Here is a 20579-nt window from a genome sequence, read left to right on the forward strand (position 1 = left end):
CGGACGATCCATAACGGTGGTTCGAGGACCCGACCCGATTTCACCGGCGGACCGTTGACCCGCCGACGTCATTCATCACCCGCCCCACCAGCGGGAACACCCACGCGAGCCAAGAGGACGGAACAGCCATGCCTTCTTTCGAGACCCCCGAGCCGATCTCCGCCACCCTCGAACTGGAGGCCGGTACCGCCCGCATCACCGCGGGCAAGCGTACCGACACGGTCGTGGAGGTGCTGCCGCGCGACGGCTCCGACAACAACGACGTACGCGCCGTGCAGCAGACCCAGGTCACCTGCTCGGGCGGCCGGCTCACGATCAGGACACTCAAGAAGCGGACCCTGTTCGGCAAGCCCGGCTCCATCGAGGTCAGCATCGAACTGCCCGCGGGGTCGGACATCCGGGGCAGGTCGAGCATGGGCAGCTTCTTCTGCGAGGGCGGCTTCGGGGAGGTCGTGCTCAAGACCTCGCTCGGCGACATCCAGGTCGACGAGGCGGCCGGCGCCGACCTCAGGACCGACCACGGCGACATCCGCCTGGCCCACTCGGCCGGGGACGCAGAAGTCGTCGGCGGGGGCCGGATCGAGATCGGCACGGTCACCGGCACCGCGACCGTCAAGAACAGCAACGGTGCCACCCGGATCGGCGAGGTCACCGGCAACCTGAAGACCAACGCGGCCAACGGCGACATCTCCGTCGGCGTGGCACACGGCGCCGTCGGCGCCAAGTCCGCCAACGGCCGGATCGAGATCGACGTCGCCCACGCCGGGGTCGAGGCGATGTGCTCCAACGGTGGCATCCGCGTCGGCGACGTCATCCGAGGCCGGACCGATCTGCGTGCCTCCGTCGGCAACCTCGAAGTGGGCATCCACCAGGGCACCGCCGCCTGGCTCGACCTGAACACCAAGTACGGCAGGGTGCGCAACCTGCTCGAATCCTCCGCGGGCCCCGCGGACTCCGACGAGACCGCCGAGGTGTACGCCCGGACCGCGACCGGCGACATCGTCGTCCGCCGCGCCTGACCCGCGGCCGACCCGCGCATTCGCAAGCCCGTCAACCCGTCAACCCGTCAGCCTGTCAACTCTCCATCTCCGAAGGGAAAACGGCATGACCGCCATCCAGGCATCCGCGCCGACCGCCGCGAACGCGACGGCACGGGCGATCACCGCCACCGGACTGCGCAAGTCCTACGGCGACAAAATCGTGCTCGACGGCATCGACCTGAACATCGCCGAAGGCACCGTCTTCGCCCTGCTCGGTCCCAACGGCGCCGGCAAGACCACCACGGTGGAGATCCTCTCCACACTCATCGGCGCCGACGCCGGCGAGGCCCGGGTCGCGGGCCACCACCTGACCCGGGACGCCGAGGCGGTGCGCTCCGTGATCGGCGTCACCGGCCAGTTCTCGGCCGTCGACAACCTGCTGACCGCCGAGGAGAACCTGCTCCTCATGGCGGACCTGCACCACCTCGACCGGCGCGAGGGCAGACGGCGGGCCGAGGACCTGCTGCGCCGCTTCGACCTGTCGGAGGTGGCCGGCAAGACCGCCGTCACCTTCTCCGGCGGCATGCGGCGCAAGCTGGACCTGGCGATGACCCTGGTCGGCGATCCGCGGGTCATCTTCCTCGACGAGCCCACCACCGGACTCGACCCGCGCAGCCGACGCACCATGTGGGAGATCATCCGCGGTCTCGTCGCCGACGACGGCGTGACCATCTTCCTGACCACCCAGTACCTCGAAGAGGCCGACCAACTCGCCGACCGGATAGCCGTGTTGGACCACGGCAAGCTGATCGCCGAGGGCACCGCCGACGAGCTGAAGCAGCGCATCCCCGGCGGCCACATCCGGGTGCGGTTCGCCGATGCCCGGAGCCTGGACGACGCCGCGGGAATCTTCGGCATCGCCACGCGCGACGAGGAATCCCTCACCCTCCGGATCCCCGGCGACGGCTCCATCCCCAACCTGCGGGCCGTCCTCGACACCCTGGAATCCACCGACGTCCGGGCCGATTCGCTCACCGTGCACACCCCCGACCTGGACGACGTCTTCCTGACCCTCACCGGCCGGCCCCGCCCCGCCGCCACCACTACCGCCACCGCCGCATCGATCGAGGAGAACGTCTGATGGCCACCATGTCCTACGCCGTCCGGGACTCCAGGACGATGCTGCGGCGCAACCTCAAGAAGGCTCTGCGCTACCCGTCCTTGATGCTCACCGTCGTCATCATGCCCCTCATGATGCTGCTGCTGTTCAACTACGTCTTCGGCAGGGCCCTGGGCACCGGCATCAGCGACCTGCCCACCGGCGGTGGCGAATACATCGACTACATCGCCCCCGGCATCATCCTGATGGCCGCCACCTCCGGCGCCCTGACCACCGCGATCAGCATCTGCATCGACAAGACCGAAGGCATCGTCAACCGCTTCCGCACGATGCCGATCTCCCGGGCCTCGTTCCTGACCGGCCATGTCGTCGCCGGGGTGATCCAGACGATGACCAGCGTCGCGCTCGTCATCGGCACCGCCCTCCTGATGGGTTTCCGCCCCGATGCCACCACCCTCGAATGGGCCGCAGCCCTGGGGCTGCTCACCCTGCTCACCCTGGCCCTCACCTGGATCTCCGCGGGCATCGGCCTGATCGCCAGGAACGCCGAGACCGCCAGCAACATCCCGATGCCGCTGACGTTCATGCCGTTCATCGGCAGCGCCATCGTGCCGCCGGAGTCCATGCCCACCGGCCTGCGCTGGTTCGCCGAGTACCAGCCCTTCACGCCGATCATCGAGACCCTGCGCGGGCTGTGGCTCGGCACCGAAATCGGCTCCAGCGCGACCATCGGCCTCGCCTGGTGCGTGGGGCTCTCCCTGGTCGGCTATCTGTGGGCGCGCCGCACCTTCAGGGCCGGCGCCAAGCGGTAACCACCGTTTCTTCCCGGGGGACTTCACCGATCCGAACCACCTGTACCCGTACTCCGTATCCCGCCCACCGCCCACCGCCCACCGCACTCCGCATACCGTCCGACGAGCCCGGGAGGACCCCATGCCGTACGACCCGACGCCCCCCGACGCCACCGCGCAGGAGCCGCCCACCCTTCCCACCGACCGGCGCACCGGCTGCCCCTTCGATCCGCCGGCCGGACTCACCGCGCTGAGCGACGAGCCCGTGCGCCGCATGCACTACGCCGACGGACACCTGGGCTGGCTGGTCACCGGGCACGCCGCGGCCCGGGCGGTCCTCGCCGACCCGCGCTTCAGTTCACGCTACGAATTCATGCACATGCCGGTGCCGGTGGAAGGCGTGCCGGGGGAGTTACCGCCGGCACCGGTCGGCGACATCATCGGCCTCGACGCCCCCGAGCACACCCGCTACCGGCGCCTGCTCACCGGCCGGTTCACCGTCCGTCGCATGCGTCAACTCACCCGGCACGTCGAGCAGTTCACCGCCGAATGCCTGGACGCGATGGAGCAGGCCGGGCCCACGGCCGACCTGGTGGCAGCGTTCGCGCAACCCGTGCCCGCGCTCATGATCTGCGAGCTGCTCGGCGTGCCGTACACCGACCGGGAGCGCTTCCGGGGCCAGGTGGCGACGATCTTCGACCAGGCGGTTGACGCGGAGGCCAGGGCCGGGGCCTACACGGAACTCATCCAGTACCTGGACGAACTGGTCCTCGCCAAACGCGCCGAGCCCACCGACGACCTGCTCAGCGAGCTGACCACCTCCGACCTCACCGACGAGGAACTGGCCGGGATCGGCGGGATGCTGCTCGCCGCCGGGCTCGACACCACCGCGAACATGCTCGGCCTCGGCACCTTCGCCCTGCTGAGCAACCCCGACCAACTGGCGGCCCTGCGCGCCGACCCCGAACTCGCCGGGCAGGCCGTGGAGGAGCTGCTGCGCTACCTCAGCGTGGCCGACCCGCTGGTGCGTTCGGCGCTCGAGGACGTCGAGGTGGAGGGCCGGCTCATCAGGGCGGGCGAGTCGGTGACCGTCTCCGTGCAGGCCGGCAACCGCGATCCGCACAAGTTTTTCGACCCCGACCGGCTCGACATCCACCGCCGGGCCACCGGGCACCTGGCCTTCGGCCACGGCATTCACCAATGCCTGGGCCAGCAGCTCGCCCGCGTCGAGATGACCGTCGCGTTCCCGGCACTCCTCGCCCGCTTCCCGGGGCTGCGCCTGGCCGTGCCGCCGCAGGAGGTGCCGCTGCGGGACCGTGCCAACATCTACGGAGTAATCCGTCTGCCCGTCACCTGGGACGAGGAGTGACCCCATGAGCGACTCACGAGAACCACTGCGTATCGACGTCGACCGAGACCGCTGCGTAGGAGCCGGCATGTGCGCCCTGACCGCTCCTGCGGTCTTCGACCAGGACGACGAGGAGGGCCTGGTGGTGCTCCTGCACCCCGTGCCGGAAGCCGGACACCGGGCCGCCGCCCGGATGGCCGTCGGCCTCTGCCCCGCCGGAGCCATCACCCTCGACTCCCCGGAATCCACGGCCCCGTAGCGGCCCCGCCCGGACCGAGACCCCCCGCACCGCACGCCGGTGGGGGGCTCTCGTGTGCCTCGCACGACTGGGTGCCTCGTGTGTTTCGGGTACCTCGGATACCTCGGGTGTTTCGTGGGTACGGGGCCGACCGCCCCAGGAGCGGGCCGTGCCCCGTCCGCCGGTCAGTCCGACAGGGCAGCGAACATGCCGGGCTCGTAGGAACCCCCGAAGTTGTGCACGATCACGTTCATCCGGGTGGCCGCGTTGATCAGGGCGATCAGACAGACCAGCGCACCGACCTGGTCGTCGTCGTAGTGCTTGCGCACCTCGGCCCAGGTCTCGTCGGCCACCCCGCGGTCGCCGAGCCGGGTGCCCTCCTCCGCGAGTGCCAGCGCGGCCCGTTCGGCCTTGGTGAAGACGGTGCTGTGGCGCCAGACGGCGACCAGGTTGAGCCGGAGCGCGGTCTCACCGGCGGCCGCAGCCTCCTTGGTGTGGGCGTCCACGCAGAAACCGCAGCCGTTGATCTGCCCGACCCGCAACTCCACCAGTTCCTGAAGGGACTTGGGCAAAGTCGACTGCTCCAGGGGCAGGGCGGCGTTGTAGAAACGCTTGGCGATTTTCGCGGCGGTCGGGCTGTCGAACAGGTTGAAACGGGGTTCCATGACTTCGTCCTCACTCGTGGTCTCGCGTGCTGTCGCACCGTACGGACACAAGACGCCTGCGCCCCGGCCCGTGTGACGGCATGCCGATGTGATGTGTTCGACCGTCCGCAGGTGTCACAAATCGGCGGGGACCGGTGTCCGGGGCGCCTTCCGGCCGTGCCCGAGCCCGTACGCGTACGGGCTCGGGCACGGCCGGACGAGTACGGGCGGTTCCGGCTGCGAGCGGGTCCGGGCAGGAGCCGGTTCAGACGCCCGCGCCCTGGAGTTCGGCGCGCCGCAGGGCCGGGGCCGCGGCGGCCAACGCGCCCGCCAGCAGGCTGATCGCACCGCATCCGGCGAAGAAGGCGGCCGCTCCCCAGAGTTGGGCGGTGATGCCCGCCACGGGGAAGAGGGCGGGGGCCAGACCCAGGGTGCACAGGGTGGTGAGGGAGGTGACCCGGCCCAGGTACCGGGGGTCCGTCTCCGCCTGGACCAGGGCGCCGGTGAGCGTCACCGTGGTGCCGCCGGCCAGGCCGATCAGCACGGTGAGGGCGACGGCGGACCACAGGGTCGGCGCCCGGCCCAGGGCGGCCGTGGCCACTGCGGTGACCAGCAGCGCGACGACGATGCCCCGCCCGGCGCGGGCGACACGCGGGAGAACGGTGAACCACAGGGCCGCGGCCCCCGCCCCGACGCTGAAGGCGCTCGCCATCCACCCCGTGCCGGAGGCGCCCCAGCCCCGTTCGTCCGCCAGCAGCACCAGTCCCAGGGCCACCGGGCCGCTGAAGCACATCTCGCTCAGCCCGATCACCCCCGCCAGCGGGGCGAGCAGCCGGTGGCGGCGTACGTAGCGCAGCCCGGCGCCCAACTCCTGCCGGGTCGTGAGACGTTCGGGGGCGGTCGGAGCCGGGAGGGGGGTGATGCGAACGGCGAGAAGCAGGACGAGCGATGCGGCGAAGAGGACCCCCGCGGCGGCGAAGGCGCCCCCGGCCCCACCGGCGGCCAGCACGACGCCGCCCACTGCGGGGCCGAGGGAGTTGCTCAGCCGGACCGACAGCCCCCGCATGCCCTGGAGGCGGGCGAGTTGGTCCCGGGTCGTGATGCGGGGCGGGAACGCGCCCACGGCGGGCATGAACACCGCGTCCACCACGCCGAAGACCAGGGCGAGCGGAACCAGCAGCCACAGCCCCGGCGCCGCCGACACCAGCACGGCGGCCGACACCAGGATGACCAGACAGCGGGTGGCGTCACTGGCCACGGCGACCCGCCGAGGACCGAACCGGTCGGCCACCACGCCCCCGACGAGCATGAACACCGCCCGGGGGAGGGCCCCGACCGCGACCACCAGGCCCGCCTGCGACGGACCGACGGTGCGGGTCGCGGTCCAGGACAGCGCCAGGAAGTAGATCACGTCGCCGGTGACCGACGCAGTGTACGCGGCGAGCCAGCGCAACACGTTGCCGTCCCGGTGCGCGGGCCGGGGCAGGGTCGTGGCGGGCCCGGTCATGAACCGGCGGACCGCGGCGGTACCGTGCCCGGCACCGGGAACGCCTGCACCTGCACCGCCACCGGTACGAGTTCCTCGGCGCCCCGGTCCGCAACCTGCCGGTACCGGGAGACCACCGCGAAGACCTCGTCGCGCATCCGGGCGACGTCCTTCGGGGCCAGCCGCAGGACGAAGTCCCCGAACGTGCTGACCTCGAACCACTCCTCGGGCAGCGACGGCACCTCCTGCGCCGCCGCCCGCAGCCGCTCCGTGCAGGCGAGGGCCACGGCGTGCGCGTAGGCGCGCCCGGCCTCCTGTTGTTCCGGAGCTGCGGACGCCGGATCGTGGACGGACTGGCGGTGGGCGGCCCTCCACCACCGCTCACGCCCGGTGCCGCGCCCCGGTTCCTCCACGACGAGCCCGCCCGCCGCCAGCCGGCGCAGGTGATAGCTCGCGGCCCCGGGATTGATGCCGAGCTCACCGGCCACCTTGGTCGCGGTCGACGGGCCGCCCCGACGCAGCAGCGCGAGCACGTTGATACGCAGGGGGTGGGCCAGCACCCGCAGAGCGGCGGTGTCCAACTCGATGTCCGAGTCCGCCGGGGCATGGTCGGGCGGCTCGGCGGATGAAACAGCGGGGGAAGCGGTGGGGGAAGTGTCGGGGGAAGCGGTCATGCGCGCCAAGATAGACCTACAACACTTCTTTCGAAAGAGTTGTTGTGAACGATCCTGGCCGAGCTCTCAACAGGGTTCCTTCCCCCATCTAATCAAATTTGATTAGATGGGGGCATGAGCGAGAAGATGATTCCGATCCTGCCGTGCCGGACCCTTCGGCCCGTCCTCGACTTCTACACCGCCCTCGGTTTCGGGACGACCTTCCAGCAGCGGAGCCCCAACCCCTACGCGGTTGTGCAACGCGACGGCATCGAGCTCCACTTCTTCGGGATGAAGCAGTACGACCCGGCCGGTTCGTACAGCACGTGCCTCATCGCGACCGAGGACGTCGACGGTTTGCACGAGGAGTTCCGGGCCGGCCTCAAGGCCGCGTGCGGGAGGGTGCCGGTCCGGGGGCTGCCGCGCCTCGGGCCGCTGAAGGACATGTCCTACGGTGTGCGGCAGTTCCTCATGACCGACCCGGGCGGCAACTGCATCCGCGTGGTCCGGCGGACGAGCGAGAACCTGCACCATCGGCCCGCGCCCGAGGGGACTTTCGCCCGGGCCCTGCACCACGCGTCCCTCTTCGCGGACTCGAGGGAGGACCTGGCGGGTGCCGCGCGGGTCATCGACCGCGCGCTGAGGGTCGAGGACGAGGAGCCGACGCGCGTGCAGCTCCTCCGGCTCCTCGTGCTGCGCGCGGATGTCGCCGGGCGCCTCGGCGACGAGGAGGTGGCGGCGTCCGCGCTCGTCCGGGCCTCGGGTATCCGCCTCCTCGCCGAGGAACGGGACGCGGCCCGGGACGCCCTCATGCGTCTGGAGGAACTGCGCGCCGCGGTCCGGCCGTGAACCGACCGCCTGCCGAAGCCCGTTGAGGCGGAGGGCCGCCCCCTCCGGCCGGCCCGTGCCGAACTGATCTGTGCCGGCCTGTGCTGTGCCGGTCTGCGCCCTGTTGATCTGTGATCCGCTGATCTGGGCTGGCCCGTCCTGTGCCGGCCTGTGCCGCGCCGTGCTTCGCCGGAGGGAATGGCCCCGTCCCGAGGGGAGGGGTACGCCCGCGCGCGGCGCGGCGCGGGCTGCGGACCGGGGTGTCGGGCCGCGCTGAGACGGGAGAGGATCTTGTGTTCGAGTCCGTTTTCACCTGTGAAAACAAACTGTTGTGTTGTTTTCTCCTGTGCGTCGATGGCTCGTGATCAGGCATATGCCCCGTTCATGCTCACCTTCTGATGGGTGTTCGGGCACCTTCGGTGAGGTCGTGGCCCGAAGTCGGGGTGCTTTCATTGCAAAGAACCGTCCAGCCGGTATATTTATCGACCGGAGAGGAGCCGTGCTCCGAAAGGTCCGAAGGAACGAGGCTCTCTTCTGCGTTTCCGTATGTGGTCCGTTGACGACCAGGAGCGTGGGGACGTTCCGGGCGGAAAAGGGGGAGGCCCAGGATGGCAGGCCGAATGCACGCACAGGTGATGGTGGTCGGAGGAGGCCCGGTCGGCATGCTCGTCGCGGCCGAACTGGCCGCGCAGGGGGTCGACACCCTGGTCCTCGAGGCGGAGGCCGCCATTTCGGAACGGCCCAGGGCCACCACGCTCCACGCACGGGCGGTGCAGTGCCTGGCCAGGCGCGGGTACTTCTTCGCGCCGGAGCCGCGCCCCGCGGGCGGCGCGGCCGCCATGCCCTTCCACTTCGCGGGCATCCCGGGCCTGTCCATCACCGCCCCGGAGGCGGAACCCGTCCCGATCCTGAAGGCCCCCCAGGCAGAACTGGAACGGCTCTTCGAGAGCAGGGCGCGGGCCAACGGCGTCCGGGTGCTGCGCGAGCACCGGGTGACGGACATGTCGCAGGACCGGGGCGGCGTGCGGGTCACCGCACAGGGCCCGCAGGGGTGCCGCTCGTTCACCGTCGCGTACGTGGTGGGGGCGGACGGGGCCCGCAGCACGGTCCGCGAGAAGGCGGGGATCGCCTCCGACGTCGGCCTGCCGACCATGTCCGCGCTGACGGGCCTGGTCCGCCTCCCCGACCCGCAGGCCGCCCCGGTGGGCTGGCACCGGACGCCCAGGGGCTGGCTCATCGTCAAGGAAGGTCCCGAGGGACGCACCCTGATCCACACGCTCACCGAAGGGGATGCCTCGGACGATCGTCATCTTCCGCTCACCCTGGCCGAGTTGAGCGAGAAGGCGGCATGGGTCGCCGGGCACGACATCGAGATGACCGACCCCCGCTGGCTCGGCCGGTTCAGCGACTACACCCGGCTGGCCAGGACCTACCGCGCGGGACGGTTCTTCCTGGCCGGGGATGCCGCGCACGTGCACTTCCCGATCGGCGGCCAGGGCCTGAGCACGGGGGTGCTGGACGCCCTCGACCTCAGCTGGAAACTCGGCCTCGTGGCACGGGGCGCCGCGGGCGACGGGCTGCTCGACACCTACGGCCCGGAACGCCGGCCCGCCGCCCGGCGGGTCATCGACAACACCCGTGCCCAGGTCGCGCTGATGCGCCCCGGCACCGAGACCGACTCCTTGCGGGCGCTGCTCGCCGGACTCCTGGAGTCGGGCCGCGGCAATGATTTCCTGAGCGCGATGATCAGTGCCCAGGACACCGTCCTCCCGTCGAGCCCCCGCCGCCGCTACCGCTCGCTGCGGGAAGGCACCTTCCTCGACAACGTCGAACTGGCCACGACCCGGGGCGCGTCGGACGTGATCGGGCTGTTGGGGAGGAGCGGCAAACCGCTTCTGCTGCTCCTCGGCGAGGGCGGCAGGCGCTGCGCGGACACGGCGCGCGCCTGGGCCCGCGTCCTGCACGTGGCGCACTGCGCACCGACGGACGCCCTGCCGTACGACGCCCTGCTCGTACGCCCCGACGGGTACATCGCCTGGGCCTCGGACGGCGGTGAACCACTGGCCGATGCCCTGGTGTCGCTGCTCGGCACGGAGGCGGGGACGGAGACGGAGACGGAGACGGGAGCGGAGGGAACCGCGGAGAAAGCAACGGGGACGGCGGTGGACGCGGATCCCTGCCCGGGGGCGTCTTCCGCACCGGCCCGGGTACCCGCCGCGACCGGCCGCCGCTGACGCCCCGAGTCCCGCAGGGGCACCCCGAGGCCCCGGCCCCATCGACGTGATGTGCACCACTCCCGGGATGCTTCGGGCCGGGCGTGCACGATCATGACCGGAATGGACGCTCGCTTTCTCGGCATCACCGAGCTGACCGAGACCCCCTCCGTGGCGGTCGTGGTCGACGTCATGCGCGCTTGCACCGTTGCCGCCTGGGCCTTTGCCCGGGGGGCGGAAAAGATCGTGCTCGCCGAGTCGTTGGACGAGGCCCTGGCGCTCAAGGCCCGCCACCCGGACTGGGTGGCGCTCAAGGACGGCCCGCCCGCGCCCGGGTTCGACGCCGTCAACTCGCCGGGGCTGCTGCGGTCCGTCGACCTCGGCGGGCGGACCGTCGTGCAGAAGACCACGGCGGGGACGGTCGGCGCCCTCGCGGTCAAGGAGGCGTCGCTGGTGCTGTGCGCCGGCTTCGTGGTGGCGGAGGCGACCGCCCGGCTCCTGCGGGCACATGGGGGCAACGACGTCACGTACGTGGTCACCGGGGAGGACGGACGGGCCGAGGAGGATCTGGCGTGCGCCCAGTACATCGCCCGGAGGGCCGCCGGGGCCGAGGCGGAGGCCGCCGGGTTCCTCCGCCGTGCCGCCGGGTCGCGTGCCGCCACCGAACTCACCGAAGGGGTGCGTCAGGGAGCCCATCCCGATGACGTCGCACTCTGCCTCGAACTCGACCGGTTCCCCTTCGCCATGGTGGCGGAACCGGAGGGCCCCCTCATGGTTCTCCGCTCGTGCGCCGTCCCTCCGACGACCAACGACGCCGCCACCTGACAAGTGGGCGCCCGGCCTTGATACTTGGGGGCATGCAGTTCATCGCCCTCATGACCCTGCCAGGGCTGGTCATCGTGCTGACTCTGCTGGCCTTCGTCGACCAGCTGCTGCTGCGCGCGGGCCGGGCCGGAGTGCTGCCGTGGCGGAACGGCGCACGTCAGGGGCAGATATCGGCGACCGGGTTCGAGCAACTGCACGCGAGCCTCTCGCCGGGCAAGCAGAACGAGCTGAAGGAGCGGCAGTCGGCCCTGGTCATGCCGGACAACGAGGACGACGGCGCTCCGCCGCACAGGACGACGGTGGACCTGACCGCGGGAACGGCCGTCGTAAGGTTGCCGCGCCCCGGGCAGTAGGCCCGGCGCCCGATCAGCCTCTGCATTGATCGCCGGGCAGCACGCACGTGGGGGCGACGACTCCCGTGGCAGGACCGCCCCCGTGTGCTTTTGCCGCTGCACTCCGACGAATCCGGGTGGGCAGTTCCCGGGCCGGCGTGAGGGGAGGCCCAGGGTCCGTCCGGCCCCGGGCCTCCGGTCGGGCCCCGCCGCCCCCGACCGACCGCCGCTGGCCGGTCGGCTCAGGCGGCCAGCTGCCGGGCGGCTCCGGCGGCCGATCCTGGCCGACCAGCGCTGGTCGACCAGTCCTGGCCGACCACTCCTGGTCGACCGTCTCTGAATCGACCGGTTCTGGTCGGTCGGTCCTAACCGACCGGGACGCCGACCTTCTCGTCGAGCGATTCGGTCAGCTCGGTGAAGACCGTCATGCCCCGTGCCCGGGAGAGGTCCACCGACGCGAGCACGGACGCCAGCACCACATTGGGCAGCAGATGGCGGAGCAGGGAACAGACCCGGTCGTCCAGGTCCCGGTAGTTGCTGAGTGCCTGCGACATCGCCTGGACGCCGGCGAAACTGCCCACCAGCACGTCCGAGGTCTCGTGGGGCACGATGTGGGGGAGGAGTTCCCCCTGGGCCTGCGCCTTCTCCAGGAGCTCCCGCATGACCTGGCCCCAGTTCAGGAAGGGGGCGCTGCGGTCGAGGTCCTGCGCCTGTTGGTCCAGGGACAGCCTGACACCGGCGCGGACCATGGGGTCCGTCTGCAACCGGTGGGCGTGCAGCATGATGACGTCCACGATCTCCTGCGTCTTGCAGGCCCGATCGGGGACGGCCAGTCGCTGGTCCTGCTCGCTGAGCACCCCCTGGGCCAGCTCTTCCTTGGACTGGAAGTGGAAGTACAGGGCCCCCTTCGTCACTCCCGCCTCGGCGAGTATCTCGGTGATCGTGGCCGCCTGGTAACCGTGCAGCTCGAACACCTTGGCCGCTGCAGACAGGATCGTCTGACGTGTACGGATGGCTCGATCCTGCTTCGCCACTCTCGCCTCCTTCACCTACGTGGTCGATGTATCTGAGTTCCGCCGTACCTCATGAAAAAAACCGGCTAGTTTGTATCTTACAGTGATCGGCGCCCACAGCGAATGGGGGAACGGCATGATCGAGACGGATGACGGGGCCGACCGAACCTGGAACCGCGGCGTCGGGGGCCACCTTCCGCGCCGCGTCGGAAGGCCGGGACGAGGAACGGGGGAGCGATGATTCTGGTGACGGGTGCGACCGGAACGGTCGGCAGGGAAGTGGTCCGTTCCTTCCCGGCGGGCGCGCCGCTGCGCCTCATGACCAGGAACCCCGCGCAGGTCACGGGAGTTCGGCCCGGGGCGGAGGTCGTGGCCGGGGACTACGCCGATCCCGGCTCGCTGGCCCGGGTGCTGCGAGGGGTGCGCGGTGCCTTCCTCGTCACGAACCGGGTCGGCGGTGACGACGACGCGGTCTTCCTCCGGGCCGCGCGGACGGCGGGCGTGCGCCATGTGGTGAAACTCTCTGCGGCTGCGGTCGCGGACGAGCGAGCGGACGACTTGATCACGTGCTGGCAGCGCACCAACGAGGACCTCCTGCGGGGGTCCGGGATGGACTGGACCCTGCTGCGGCCCCGTTCGTTCATGTCCAACTGCCTGTCATGGGCGGGGTCGATCCGCTCCGAACGGGTGGTACGGGCGCTGTACGGAACCTCGGTGAACGCGTGTGTCGACCCGCGCGATATCGCGGAGGTGGCGGTGTGCGCACTCACCGACAAGGGGCACTGCGGCGCGGTCCACACCCTGACCGGGCCGGAGGCGATCAGCGCGGTGGAGCAGACGGACCGCCTCGCACGGGCGCTCGGGGTGCCGTTGCGCTTCGAGGAACTGGAGCCGGAACAGGCGCGGGCCGCACTGCTGCGCCGGTACCCGGAGGAGCTGGCGGATGCGCTGCTCGGCAGCGCGCGGCGGCAGCGCGACGGGGCCAAGGCGGCGGTGGGAGGCGGGGTCGCCGAGGTGACGGGCCGGCCGGCCAGGAGGTTCGACGAGTGGGCCGGGGACCACGTGACCGCCTTCGCCCCCGGGACGTCCTCATGAGGGCGATGGCGGTCACGTGACCGGTTCAGCCTTTGTGCGACAGAGCCTTCACGGTGGAGGTGAACACCAGCTCCCCGTCCTGGTGGCCGGTCACCAGGACCGACTGCTCGCCGCCGACCGCGTCGGGCAGGGGCTGCGCCTGGATCATGCAGGGCGTGTCCAGTTCGGCGTACCGGTGGAACTCGCTCGCGATGTCCACGGGGAGCACCGCGGAACCCTCGCAGATCGCTGCCGCCGCCTGTCGGGCGGCTTCGAGGAGCACCATGCCGGGGACGTGGTCCACCGGGTGGTCGAAGAGCACGTGGTGCCGGGTGTCGGCCCTGAGCTGCCAGCGGTTGGTCTCGCCGACGGGGGAGAGCACCACGTCGATGGGTGACATGCGGCCGACGCTCTGGGGCGAGGCGGGGGCCGTGAGGGCGAGCCGGGGCGGGCCCTCGGGGGTGCCGCGGTCGCCGCGCAGCCTCCGGTACACCGCCGGGGTGGTGCAGGTGTAGGAGGCGCTCCCGGTCACGGCCGGCCGGCCGTCGCGGTGGACCACCGCCTCGTAGCGCAGCCCGGTCAGCGCGCCACCGCGCTGCTTGACCTCGGTGCAGGTGATGTCGATGTCGAGCGAGGCGGGCGTGTCACCGATGAGCATCTGATCCGGCTCGACCGTGTACTGGAGGTCCCACATCAGGAAGTGGTGGCCGAGGGGGACACCGAACTCCGCGTGTGCGAGCAGCGAACCCACCTGACGGATCGTCTCCGCCGCCAGCAGCGGGTCGTGATGGGCGCCGATGGGGCTGAAGAAGCTGTGGCCGCGGGGCCACTGGGCCGTCACCTTGAAGTGGGTGTCGTCCTCGCGCTTCCAGTCGGTGAGCATGACTTCGGCGACGGCGGCCCGGTGGACGAACTCCTTGGGAACGGTGGTCGTCAGCGACGGGAAGCGGAACAGCGGAGGTGCGATCGGCGCGGCCGCCGGGCTGTCCCGTACGGGTGCCTCGTGCGTGACCGGTCCGGCAGGCTGGATCGTTGTCGCAGTCATCTATCCCCCAAAACCACGGTGACGAGAACTCGTTGAGCCCCTCGCGGGACACCAAAGATACATACCACCCGGTTTAATTTCCAGCCTTCCGTCACGTCCGCCGGAACCAAAACCGCAAGATCTATTTTCCCTCGGAGTGCCCCTCCGTCCGCCCGTGAGCGGGCGCGTCGAGTGGATCTCGACCGGATTTCGACCCTGCTGCTCCACGGTGTCCTGACGGCTGAGGGGGTCTTCGTGAGTGGATTTCACCGTGGGGCGACCGAGCTGGTTCGGGTGGAGCGAGGTGCTCCGAATCAGGATGAAGTGGACGCCCTGACCAAGGCTTTGCTCTCCGTACTCGTCAGAAACCGGGACAGAGCGCGTGCGCGCGGGGGTGATCCGGGGTCTCGGCCCGGCGCCTGGGGGCGGTGGGAGCGGGCGCCGTACCGGGCTCCGCACAGCTGGCGATAGCTGTCACGTGCGGAGATGCTGCAAAGAGGGTCACCCGCGAGCAGAAAACCGCGCAACTGGTTTGTTATTCTGGGGCCGATGCCGGAAGGCGATGTGGAGAGGGGCTGGGGCATGCCGGTGAGTACAGCTGCCGGGCCGGGCGAGCCGACCGACACCCGTGGCCGGGTGGCCGAGCTGCTGGCGCTGCGTGAGCAGGCCCGTCGTGGACCGAGTGACCGGGCGACCGAGGCGCAGCATGCGAAGGGGAAGCTGACGGCGCGTGAGCGGATCGGTCTGCTGCTGGATGAGGGTTCGTTCCGTGAGGTCGAGCAGTTGCGGCGGCACCGGGCGTCGGGTTTCGGCCTGGAGGAGAAGAAGCCGTACACCGACGGGGTGGTCACCGGGTGGGGGACGGTGGAGGGGCGTACGGTCTTCGTGTACGCGCATGATTTCCGGATCTTCGGGGGTGCGCTGGGGGAGGCGCACGCGACGAAGATCCATAAGATCATGGACATGGCGATCGCGGCGGGTGCGCCGCTGGTGTCGCTGAACGACGGGGCCGGGGCCCGCATCCAGGAGGGTGTCTCGGCGCTGGCCGGCTACGGCGGGATCTTCCAGCGCAACACGAGGGCCTCGGGCGTGATCCCGCAGATCAGCGTGATGCTCGGCCCGTGCGCCGGCGGCGCCGCCTACAGCCCCGCGCTGACGGACTTCGTGTTCATGGTCCGCGACACCTCGCAGATGTTCATCACCGGCCCGGACGTCGTCAAGGCCGTCACCGGCGAGGAGATCACCCAGAACGGCCTGGGCGGCGCCGACGTCCACGCCGAGACCTCCGGCGTGGCGCACTTCGCCTACGACGACGAGGAGACCTGCATCGCCGAGGTCCGCTACCTCCTGGGCCTGCTCCCCTCCAACAACCGCGAGAACCCGCCCGCCGCCCCCGGCACCGACCCCGCCGACCGGCGCGGCGACACCCTCCTGGACCTGGTCCCGGCCGACGGCAACCGCCCCTACGACATGCACAAGGTCATCGAGGAGATCGTCGACGACGGCGACCACCTCGAGGTCCACGAACGCTGGGCCCGCAACATCGTGTGCGCCCTGGCCCGGATGGACGGCCAGGTCGTGGGGATCGTGGCCAACCAGCCGCAGTCCCTGGCCGGGGTCCTGGACATCGAGGCGTCCGAGAAGGCCGCCCGCTTCGTCCAGATGTGCGACGCGTTCAACATCCCCATCATCACTCTTTTGGACGTACCCGGCTTCCTGCCCGGCGTGGACCAGGAGCACGGTGGAATCATCCGGCACGGGGCGAAGCTGCTGTACGCGTACTGCAACGCCACCGTGCCGAGGATCTCGCTGATCCTGCGCAAGGCGTACGGCGGTGCGTACATCGTGATGGACAGCCAGTCCATCGGTGCGGACCTGACGTACGCCTGGCCGACCAACGAGATCGCGGTGATGGGCGCGGAGGGTGCGGCGAACGTCATCTTCCGTCGGCAGATCGCCGACGCCGAGGACCCCGAGGCCATGCGCCGGCGCATGGTCAAGGAGTACAGGGCCGAGCTGATGCACCCCTACTACGCGGCCGAACGCGGCCTGGTCGACGACGTCATCGACCCCGCCGAGACCCGCGAGGTCCTGATCGCCTCACTCGCCATGCTCCGCAACAAGCACGCCGACCTGCCCTCCCGTAAACACGGCAATCCGCCCCAGTAAGTCATGAACGACGGGGCGCGGCGGGACCGGCCCCGATCGGGGGTCGTGCTGCCGGTCCCGTAGCCAGGAGACATTTGATGGTCAAGCAGGACCGTGCGGCCCGCACACGTCAGTCGTTGATCCGTGCAGCCGCCGAAGTGTTCGCGCGGGAGGGCTTCGCGCCCGCCTCGCTCACCGCGATCAGCCGCGGGGCCGGGGTGAGCAACGGCGCGTTGCACTTCCACTTCGAGAGCAAGAAGTCGCTGGCCCGGGCCGTGGAGGAAGAAGCGGTGCAGGTCGTGCGCGGCATCATCGGGAAGGCGCTCGATGGCGGGGGAGGGGGTCTGCGGACGCTCATGGACACCACGCGCGAGCTGATGGGCCGACTGGGCGACGACATCGTCGTCCGGGCCGGTTTCGAGCTGGGCGGCGACCCGGCCCGGGGGGAGGAGTCCCTGCTGAGGAGTGAGTGGCAGCAGTGGGTCGAGGACATGCTGCGGCACGCCGAGGACGGGGGCGAGCTGGCCGAAGGGGTGTCACCGGGCGATGCCCTGCCCGCCATCATGGCGGCGACCGTGGGCTTCGAGGTGCTCGGCGCCGAGGACAAGGCGTGGCTGTCCGAGGAGGCGATCGACGGGTTCTGGGAGCTGGTGCTGCCCGGCCTGGCGGGCGGGCGGGAACAGCCGGTGCCGGTCGGGCCGCCCTCGACGGGAGCCTCCGGCCATCGGGTCGTACGGCCCGCACGGCCAACAGACTGATCATGCTGTTTTGAGGGTTCGCCGCGAGTGACCCCTACTCGACACCCCTCCTCGCCCACCGGGCGCGGAGGGGTTGTTCTTTCTGCCGTCTCATCAAAGTGCCAGGTGGGATGGGTTGTTGAGTGTCAGGGGCGAGTTAAAAGAAACAGCGCGTTCGGTTTGATATTGACAAACCGTACGTCCTGTTTTTTACTCGAGGTACTTCGGAGCTCATGATTCATGCACGAACAGGGGAGACGGCGTGGATATCGATGTACTGGGCGCGTTGGCCGTCCGTGAGAACGGGCTCTCGGTGACGCCGACGGCGCCGAAGCCGCGGCAGGTCCTGGCCCTGCTGGCTCTGCACGCCGATCGGGTCGTGCCCGTGGCCACGCTGATCGAGGAGCTCTGGGGCGACCGGCCGCCGCGCAGTGCCCGTACGACCCTGCAGACGTACGTGCTGCAGCTGCGGGACCTGATCGCGGTCGCGTTGCGGGAGGACCCGGAGGGGACCGGGCCCCGTTCCGCCAAGGACGTGCTCGTCACCACCCCCGGCGGCTATCTGCTCAACACCTCCGGCGGCACCAGCGACGTCCGCGAGTTCGAGCGGCTGGCGGGGCTGGGGTACCGGGCGATGGACGCCGGTGACTTCCCGGGCGCGGCACGGCAGTTGGGCGACGCGCTCGCGCTGTGGACCGGCGCCGCGCTGGCCGACGTGCAGACCGGGATGCAGCTGGAGATGGAGACCCGGCGGCTGGACGAGACCCGGCTCTGCGCGCTCGATCAGCGCATCGAGGCCGATCTGCGGCTGGGCCGGCACCGGGAACTGCTGGGCGAGCTGACCATGCTGGTCAGCCGTTACCGCACGCACGAGAATCTGCACGGCCAGTTCATGCTGGCGCTGCACCGCTCCGGGCGCCGCAGCGAGGCGCTCGACGTCTACCAGCGACTGCGCTCCGTCCTGGTGAGGGAGTTGGGGTTCGAGCCGTCCGCCGGGCTGCGGCGGTTGCAGCGGTCGATCCTGATGTCCGGCCCGGAGTCCGCCCTCGACCCGGCCGCCGCCGGCGGGGGGCGCGAGCGCCTCAGCCGGGTCGGCTGAGGGGGAGGGGGACGAAGATGCAGGCCAGATCGCAGCGGACCCGCCAGAGGCTGGTGCGTGCGGGCGCGGAGATGTTCAACCGGAACGGCTACGCCAACGCGACGCTGGGACAGATCGCCGGGGCCGCCGGGATGACGAAGGGGGCGCTGTACTTCCACTTCGCCTCCAAGGACGGACTCGCCGACGCGGTGCAGGAGCGGGGCCGCGACATGCTGCAGGACTTCATCCGGGAGCACCGGGAGGCGGGCGTACCGCCGGTGCAGGTGCTCATCGACATGACGCACTGGCTGGCGCGGACGTTCCACGACGACCCGGTGATCCGGGCCAGCTTCCGGATCACCAACGAGTGCACCGGCCGGCAGCCGCCCGTCACCGACTTCCACCAGGCGTGGATCACCGAGGTGTTGCGGCTCCTCGGCCAGGCCCGGGCGGAGGGCGCGTTGCAGGACCGCGAGGCGGTGGACGGGCCCGAGACGCTGCTGTCCGCGACGGTGTGCGGCATCGGGGTACTGGCCGGCACCGGCATGCCGTACCCGCAACTCGGTGACCGGGTAGCGGCGTTGTGGAAACCGTTGCTGTCGGCGCTCGTACCCTCCGGGGACGCGGCGCGCTACCGCACCCACCCGCCGGCCACCGCGGGGAACCCCCGGCCGCAGGCCGTCGCCGAAAGCCCCCGCGCTCAGATTTCTCGCACCCAGGTTTCCCAGGCGCCGGTTTCCCACGCGGACGCCCACCGGCCGGTGGCCGCTGCCGGTGCCCACACCCCCGTGCCCGCGACGGGCGCCCCCGCGCCGGTCGGCGGTGCGAACGGAGAGCCGGCTCTCCCCGCCGGGAGTCCGGCCGGGGACCGGGCCGCCTGAGCGGCGCCGGGACGCCGTGCACGATGACACGGCTCGCTCGTACGGAGTAGTCGCGGGGAGCGCTCCCTCCCGGGGACCAGCCCGCGGCCGCACATTTCAGCACGGACGGCGATAGCCGCCGGTCGGACGCGCCTTCGATACTTCCTTCGTCGGCCAGCCGGGACGGACACTTTGGAGCCCATCCATGCCCCATGAACGTCAGAATTCCCTCCGGGCGGATGTCATCGCACCGCCGCCCGACGCGATGCCCGAGGGCGTGGTGACCGAGGCAGTGGTGACCGAGGTCGTGGTGCTCCTCGCCGACGTACTGAGACTGAAGCCGGAGAAGATCGATCCCGAGCAGACGTTCCGTTCGCTGGGCCTCGACTCGCTGCTGACCGTGGAGTTCGTCGCCACGGTGAACGCCCGGTACGGCACGGCCGTCAGGGCGGCCGCCCTGCTCGACCATCCGACTCCACTGGCCTTCACCCGGCACGTGGTGGGTGAGCTGGGGGCACGGGATTCCGCGACCGGGGCGGTGCCGTCGTCCGGTGCCGGTGCCGGTGCCGGGGCCCCGGTCGCGGCCCGGGGTCGGGGCTGGGGTCGGGGCTGGGGCCCAGTGCCCGCAGGGCCGGTGGCGGGGACCGCGGCGCCGGCGCCGGTCGGGCCGGTGCCGGAAACCGCGTCCGTGTCCGTGGCCGCCCCGCCGTCCGGCGGTCCGCTGCCCGTGACCGTTTCCTCGCCGGTCGGAGCGCGGGAGATCCTCGACCATCTGCGCGAGGAACTCGCCCGCATCCTGTGCTGCGACCCGTGGGACATCGACCCCGCGGCCGCGTTCAACCTCCTCGGCGTGGACTCCATCGTCGGCGCCCAGTTCATGGAGGTCATCAACGGCACGTACGGCATGGAGGAGCGGCCGGTCGCGCTCTACGAGCACCCCAGTCTCGCCGCGATGGCCGCGCACATCGCCCTCGCCACCACGGGGACGCCGACGCCGGTGGTCGCGCCGATGCCGATGGCCGGGGCGATGCCGATGGCCGGGGCGACGCCCGCACCGGTGGCGGAGTCGGTCGCGGAGGCCGAGGACCCGGGGCTGCGGGCGTTGCTCGACGCGGTGCGCGACGACCGGCTCTCCGTCGACGAGGCGCTCACTCTGCTGCCCAGGCGGGCGTGAACGGGCGGAAGGC

General features: G+C 70.9%; 20 protein-coding genes. 15 read left to right on the top strand and 5 right to left on the bottom strand.

What is annotated here, in order from left to right; all coding sequences use genetic code 11:
• Positions 1 to 128: 128 nt before the first annotated feature.
• The 5 genes from OCT49_RS36870 (at position 129) to OCT49_RS36890 (ending at position 4498) form a co-directional block, all read left to right on the top strand.
• Positions 129 to 1019, top strand: a complete 891-nt coding sequence (locus OCT49_RS36870; protein WP_283856525.1) for a DUF4097 family beta strand repeat-containing protein — start codon at positions 129 to 131, stop codon at positions 1017 to 1019.
• Positions 1020 to 1104: 85 nt separating this feature from the next.
• Positions 1105 to 2121 (top strand): ATP-binding cassette domain-containing protein, encoded by a 1017-nt coding sequence (locus OCT49_RS36875; protein ID WP_283856526.1) that lies wholly within the window; start codon positions 1105 to 1107, stop codon positions 2119 to 2121.
• Positions 2121 to 2912 (top strand): ABC transporter permease, encoded by a 792-nt coding sequence (locus tag OCT49_RS36880; protein ID WP_283856527.1) that lies wholly within the window; start codon positions 2121 to 2123, stop codon positions 2910 to 2912. The genes OCT49_RS36875 and OCT49_RS36880 overlap by 1 nt, the downstream gene beginning before the upstream one ends.
• Before the next feature lie 121 nt (positions 2913 to 3033).
• A complete protein-coding gene (locus OCT49_RS36885) occupies positions 3034 to 4260 on the top strand; it encodes a cytochrome P450 (protein WP_283856528.1) in 1227 nt (408 codons plus the stop codon).
• A 4-nt stretch (positions 4261 to 4264) separates the two neighbouring features.
• Positions 4265 to 4498, top strand: a complete 234-nt coding sequence (locus OCT49_RS36890) for a ferredoxin (RefSeq protein WP_283856529.1) — start codon at positions 4265 to 4267, stop codon at positions 4496 to 4498.
• A 164-nt stretch (positions 4499 to 4662) separates the two neighbouring features.
• Here OCT49_RS36890 and OCT49_RS36895 read toward each other — a convergent pair whose 3' ends face one another.
• From OCT49_RS36895 to OCT49_RS36905, 3 genes are all read right to left on the bottom strand, one after another.
• Positions 4663 to 5142 carry a carboxymuconolactone decarboxylase family protein gene (locus OCT49_RS36895; RefSeq protein WP_283856530.1) on the bottom strand — a complete coding sequence of 160 codons (480 nt, stop codon included), beginning with the start codon at positions 5140 to 5142 and terminating at the stop codon, positions 4663 to 4665.
• 244 nt (positions 5143 to 5386) lie between these two features.
• Complete coding sequence (locus OCT49_RS36900; protein ID WP_283856531.1) at positions 5387 to 6628, bottom strand: MFS transporter; 1242 nt, start codon at positions 6626 to 6628, stop codon at positions 5387 to 5389.
• Positions 6625 to 7281 (bottom strand): ArsR/SmtB family transcription factor, encoded by a 657-nt coding sequence (locus tag OCT49_RS36905; RefSeq protein ID WP_283856532.1) that lies wholly within the window; start codon positions 7279 to 7281, stop codon positions 6625 to 6627. Before OCT49_RS36905 ends, OCT49_RS36900 begins: the two co-directional genes overlap by 4 nt.
• 114 nt (positions 7282 to 7395) lie before the next feature.
• Here OCT49_RS36905 and OCT49_RS36910 point away from each other — a divergent pair, with 114 nt between their 5' ends.
• The 4 genes from OCT49_RS36910 to OCT49_RS36925 all read left to right on the top strand — a co-directional run bounded on the left by OCT49_RS36910 (position 7396) and on the right by OCT49_RS36925 (position 11479).
• Positions 7396 to 8109 carry a bleomycin resistance protein gene (locus OCT49_RS36910; protein ID WP_283856533.1) on the top strand — a complete coding sequence of 238 codons (714 nt, stop codon included), beginning with the start codon at positions 7396 to 7398 and terminating at the stop codon, positions 8107 to 8109.
• 599 nt (positions 8110 to 8708) lie between these two features.
• Positions 8709 to 10322 carry an FAD-dependent monooxygenase gene (locus tag OCT49_RS36915; RefSeq protein WP_283856534.1) on the top strand — a complete coding sequence of 538 codons (1614 nt, stop codon included), beginning with the start codon at positions 8709 to 8711 and terminating at the stop codon, positions 10320 to 10322.
• 102 nt (positions 10323 to 10424) lie between these two features.
• Positions 10425 to 11126, top strand: a complete 702-nt coding sequence (locus OCT49_RS36920) for a 2-phosphosulfolactate phosphatase (protein WP_283856535.1) — start codon at positions 10425 to 10427, stop codon at positions 11124 to 11126.
• A 32-nt stretch (positions 11127 to 11158) separates the two neighbouring features.
• The gene (locus OCT49_RS36925) at positions 11159 to 11479 is read left to right on the top strand and encodes a DUF6191 domain-containing protein (RefSeq protein WP_283856536.1); all 321 of its coding nucleotides are present in this window, start codon (positions 11159 to 11161) and stop codon (positions 11477 to 11479) included.
• Positions 11480 to 11823: 344 nt separating this feature from the next.
• On the opposite strand, the gene OCT49_RS36930 is transcribed toward OCT49_RS36925, so the two are convergent.
• A complete protein-coding gene (locus OCT49_RS36930) occupies positions 11824 to 12492 on the bottom strand; it encodes a ScbR family autoregulator-binding transcription factor (RefSeq protein ID WP_283856537.1) in 669 nt (222 codons plus the stop codon).
• 216 nt (positions 12493 to 12708) lie between these two features.
• On the opposite strand from OCT49_RS36930, the gene OCT49_RS36935 reads away from it, so the two are divergent.
• Positions 12709 to 13566, top strand: coding sequence for an NAD(P)H-binding protein (locus OCT49_RS36935; protein ID WP_283856538.1), 858 nt, complete (start codon positions 12709 to 12711; stop codon positions 13564 to 13566).
• Positions 13567 to 13591: 25 nt separating this feature from the next.
• Here OCT49_RS36935 and OCT49_RS36940 read toward each other — a convergent pair whose 3' ends face one another.
• On the bottom strand, positions 13592 to 14590 hold the full coding sequence (locus OCT49_RS36940) for a ScbA/BarX family gamma-butyrolactone biosynthesis protein (RefSeq protein ID WP_283856539.1): 999 nt from the start codon (positions 14588 to 14590) through the stop codon (positions 13592 to 13594).
• A gap of 561 nt (positions 14591 to 15151) precedes the next feature.
• Between OCT49_RS36940 and OCT49_RS36950 the strand changes: the two genes are divergently transcribed.
• The 5 genes from OCT49_RS36950 (at position 15152) to OCT49_RS36970 (ending at position 20566) form a co-directional block, all read left to right on the top strand.
• Positions 15152 to 16738, top strand: a complete 1587-nt coding sequence (locus OCT49_RS36950) for an acyl-CoA carboxylase subunit beta (RefSeq protein WP_283856540.1) — start codon at positions 15152 to 15154, stop codon at positions 16736 to 16738.
• A gap of 77 nt (positions 16739 to 16815) precedes the next feature.
• A complete protein-coding gene (locus OCT49_RS36955; RefSeq protein ID WP_283856541.1) occupies positions 16816 to 17475 on the top strand; it encodes a ScbR family autoregulator-binding transcription factor in 660 nt (219 codons plus the stop codon).
• A 241-nt stretch (positions 17476 to 17716) separates the two neighbouring features.
• On the top strand, positions 17717 to 18553 hold the full coding sequence (locus OCT49_RS36960) for an AfsR/SARP family transcriptional regulator (RefSeq protein WP_148840242.1): 837 nt from the start codon (positions 17717 to 17719) through the stop codon (positions 18551 to 18553).
• Positions 18554 to 18570: 17 nt separating this feature from the next.
• Positions 18571 to 19413, top strand: coding sequence for a ScbR family autoregulator-binding transcription factor (locus OCT49_RS36965; protein ID WP_283856542.1), 843 nt, complete (start codon positions 18571 to 18573; stop codon positions 19411 to 19413).
• Positions 19414 to 19597: 184 nt separating this feature from the next.
• Positions 19598 to 20566 carry a phosphopantetheine-binding protein gene (locus OCT49_RS36970; protein WP_283856543.1) on the top strand — a complete coding sequence of 323 codons (969 nt, stop codon included), beginning with the start codon at positions 19598 to 19600 and terminating at the stop codon, positions 20564 to 20566.
• The last annotated feature ends 13 nt before the right edge of the window (positions 20567 to 20579 follow it).

It is taken from the genome of Streptomyces sp. ML-6, assembly GCF_030116705.1.
GTDB lineage: Bacteria > Actinomycetota > Actinomycetes > Streptomycetales > Streptomycetaceae > Streptomyces.

Bases quoted from the DNA above. Each gene is read 5' to 3' on its own strand.
- OCT49_RS36870 (WP_283856525.1), top strand. From the start codon at position 129: ATGCCTTCTTTCGAGACCCCCGAGCCGATCTCCGCCACCCTCGAACTG.
- OCT49_RS36875 (WP_283856526.1), top strand. From the start codon at position 1,105: ATGACCGCCATCCAGGCATCCGCGCCGACCGCCGCGAACGCGACGGCA.
- OCT49_RS36880 (WP_283856527.1), top strand. From the start codon at position 2,121: ATGGCCACCATGTCCTACGCCGTCCGGGACTCCAGGACGATGCTGCGG.
- OCT49_RS36885 (WP_283856528.1), top strand. From the start codon at position 3,034: ATGCCGTACGACCCGACGCCCCCCGACGCCACCGCGCAGGAGCCGCCC.
- OCT49_RS36890 (WP_283856529.1), top strand. From the start codon at position 4,265: ATGAGCGACTCACGAGAACCACTGCGTATCGACGTCGACCGAGACCGC.
- OCT49_RS36895 (WP_283856530.1), bottom strand. From the start codon at position 5,142: ATGGAACCCCGTTTCAACCTGTTCGACAGCCCGACCGCCGCGAAAATC.
- OCT49_RS36900 (WP_283856531.1), bottom strand. From the start codon at position 6,628: ATGACCGGGCCCGCCACGACCCTGCCCCGGCCCGCGCACCGGGACGGC.
- OCT49_RS36905 (WP_283856532.1), bottom strand. From the start codon at position 7,281: ATGACCGCTTCCCCCGACACTTCCCCCACCGCTTCCCCCGCTGTTTCA.
- OCT49_RS36910 (WP_283856533.1), top strand. From the start codon at position 7,396: ATGAGCGAGAAGATGATTCCGATCCTGCCGTGCCGGACCCTTCGGCCC.
- OCT49_RS36915 (WP_283856534.1), top strand. From the start codon at position 8,709: ATGCACGCACAGGTGATGGTGGTCGGAGGAGGCCCGGTCGGCATGCTC.
- OCT49_RS36920 (WP_283856535.1), top strand. From the start codon at position 10,425: ATGGACGCTCGCTTTCTCGGCATCACCGAGCTGACCGAGACCCCCTCC.
- OCT49_RS36925 (WP_283856536.1), top strand. From the start codon at position 11,159: ATGCAGTTCATCGCCCTCATGACCCTGCCAGGGCTGGTCATCGTGCTG.
- OCT49_RS36935 (WP_283856538.1), top strand. From the start codon at position 12,709: ATGATTCTGGTGACGGGTGCGACCGGAACGGTCGGCAGGGAAGTGGTC.
- OCT49_RS36940 (WP_283856539.1), bottom strand. From the start codon at position 14,590: ATGACTGCGACAACGATCCAGCCTGCCGGACCGGTCACGCACGAGGCA.
- OCT49_RS36950 (WP_283856540.1), top strand. From the start codon at position 15,152: ATGCCGGTGAGTACAGCTGCCGGGCCGGGCGAGCCGACCGACACCCGT.
- OCT49_RS36955 (WP_283856541.1), top strand. From the start codon at position 16,816: ATGGTCAAGCAGGACCGTGCGGCCCGCACACGTCAGTCGTTGATCCGT.
- OCT49_RS36965 (WP_283856542.1), top strand. From the start codon at position 18,571: ATGCAGGCCAGATCGCAGCGGACCCGCCAGAGGCTGGTGCGTGCGGGC.
- OCT49_RS36970 (WP_283856543.1), top strand. From the start codon at position 19,598: ATGCCCCATGAACGTCAGAATTCCCTCCGGGCGGATGTCATCGCACCG.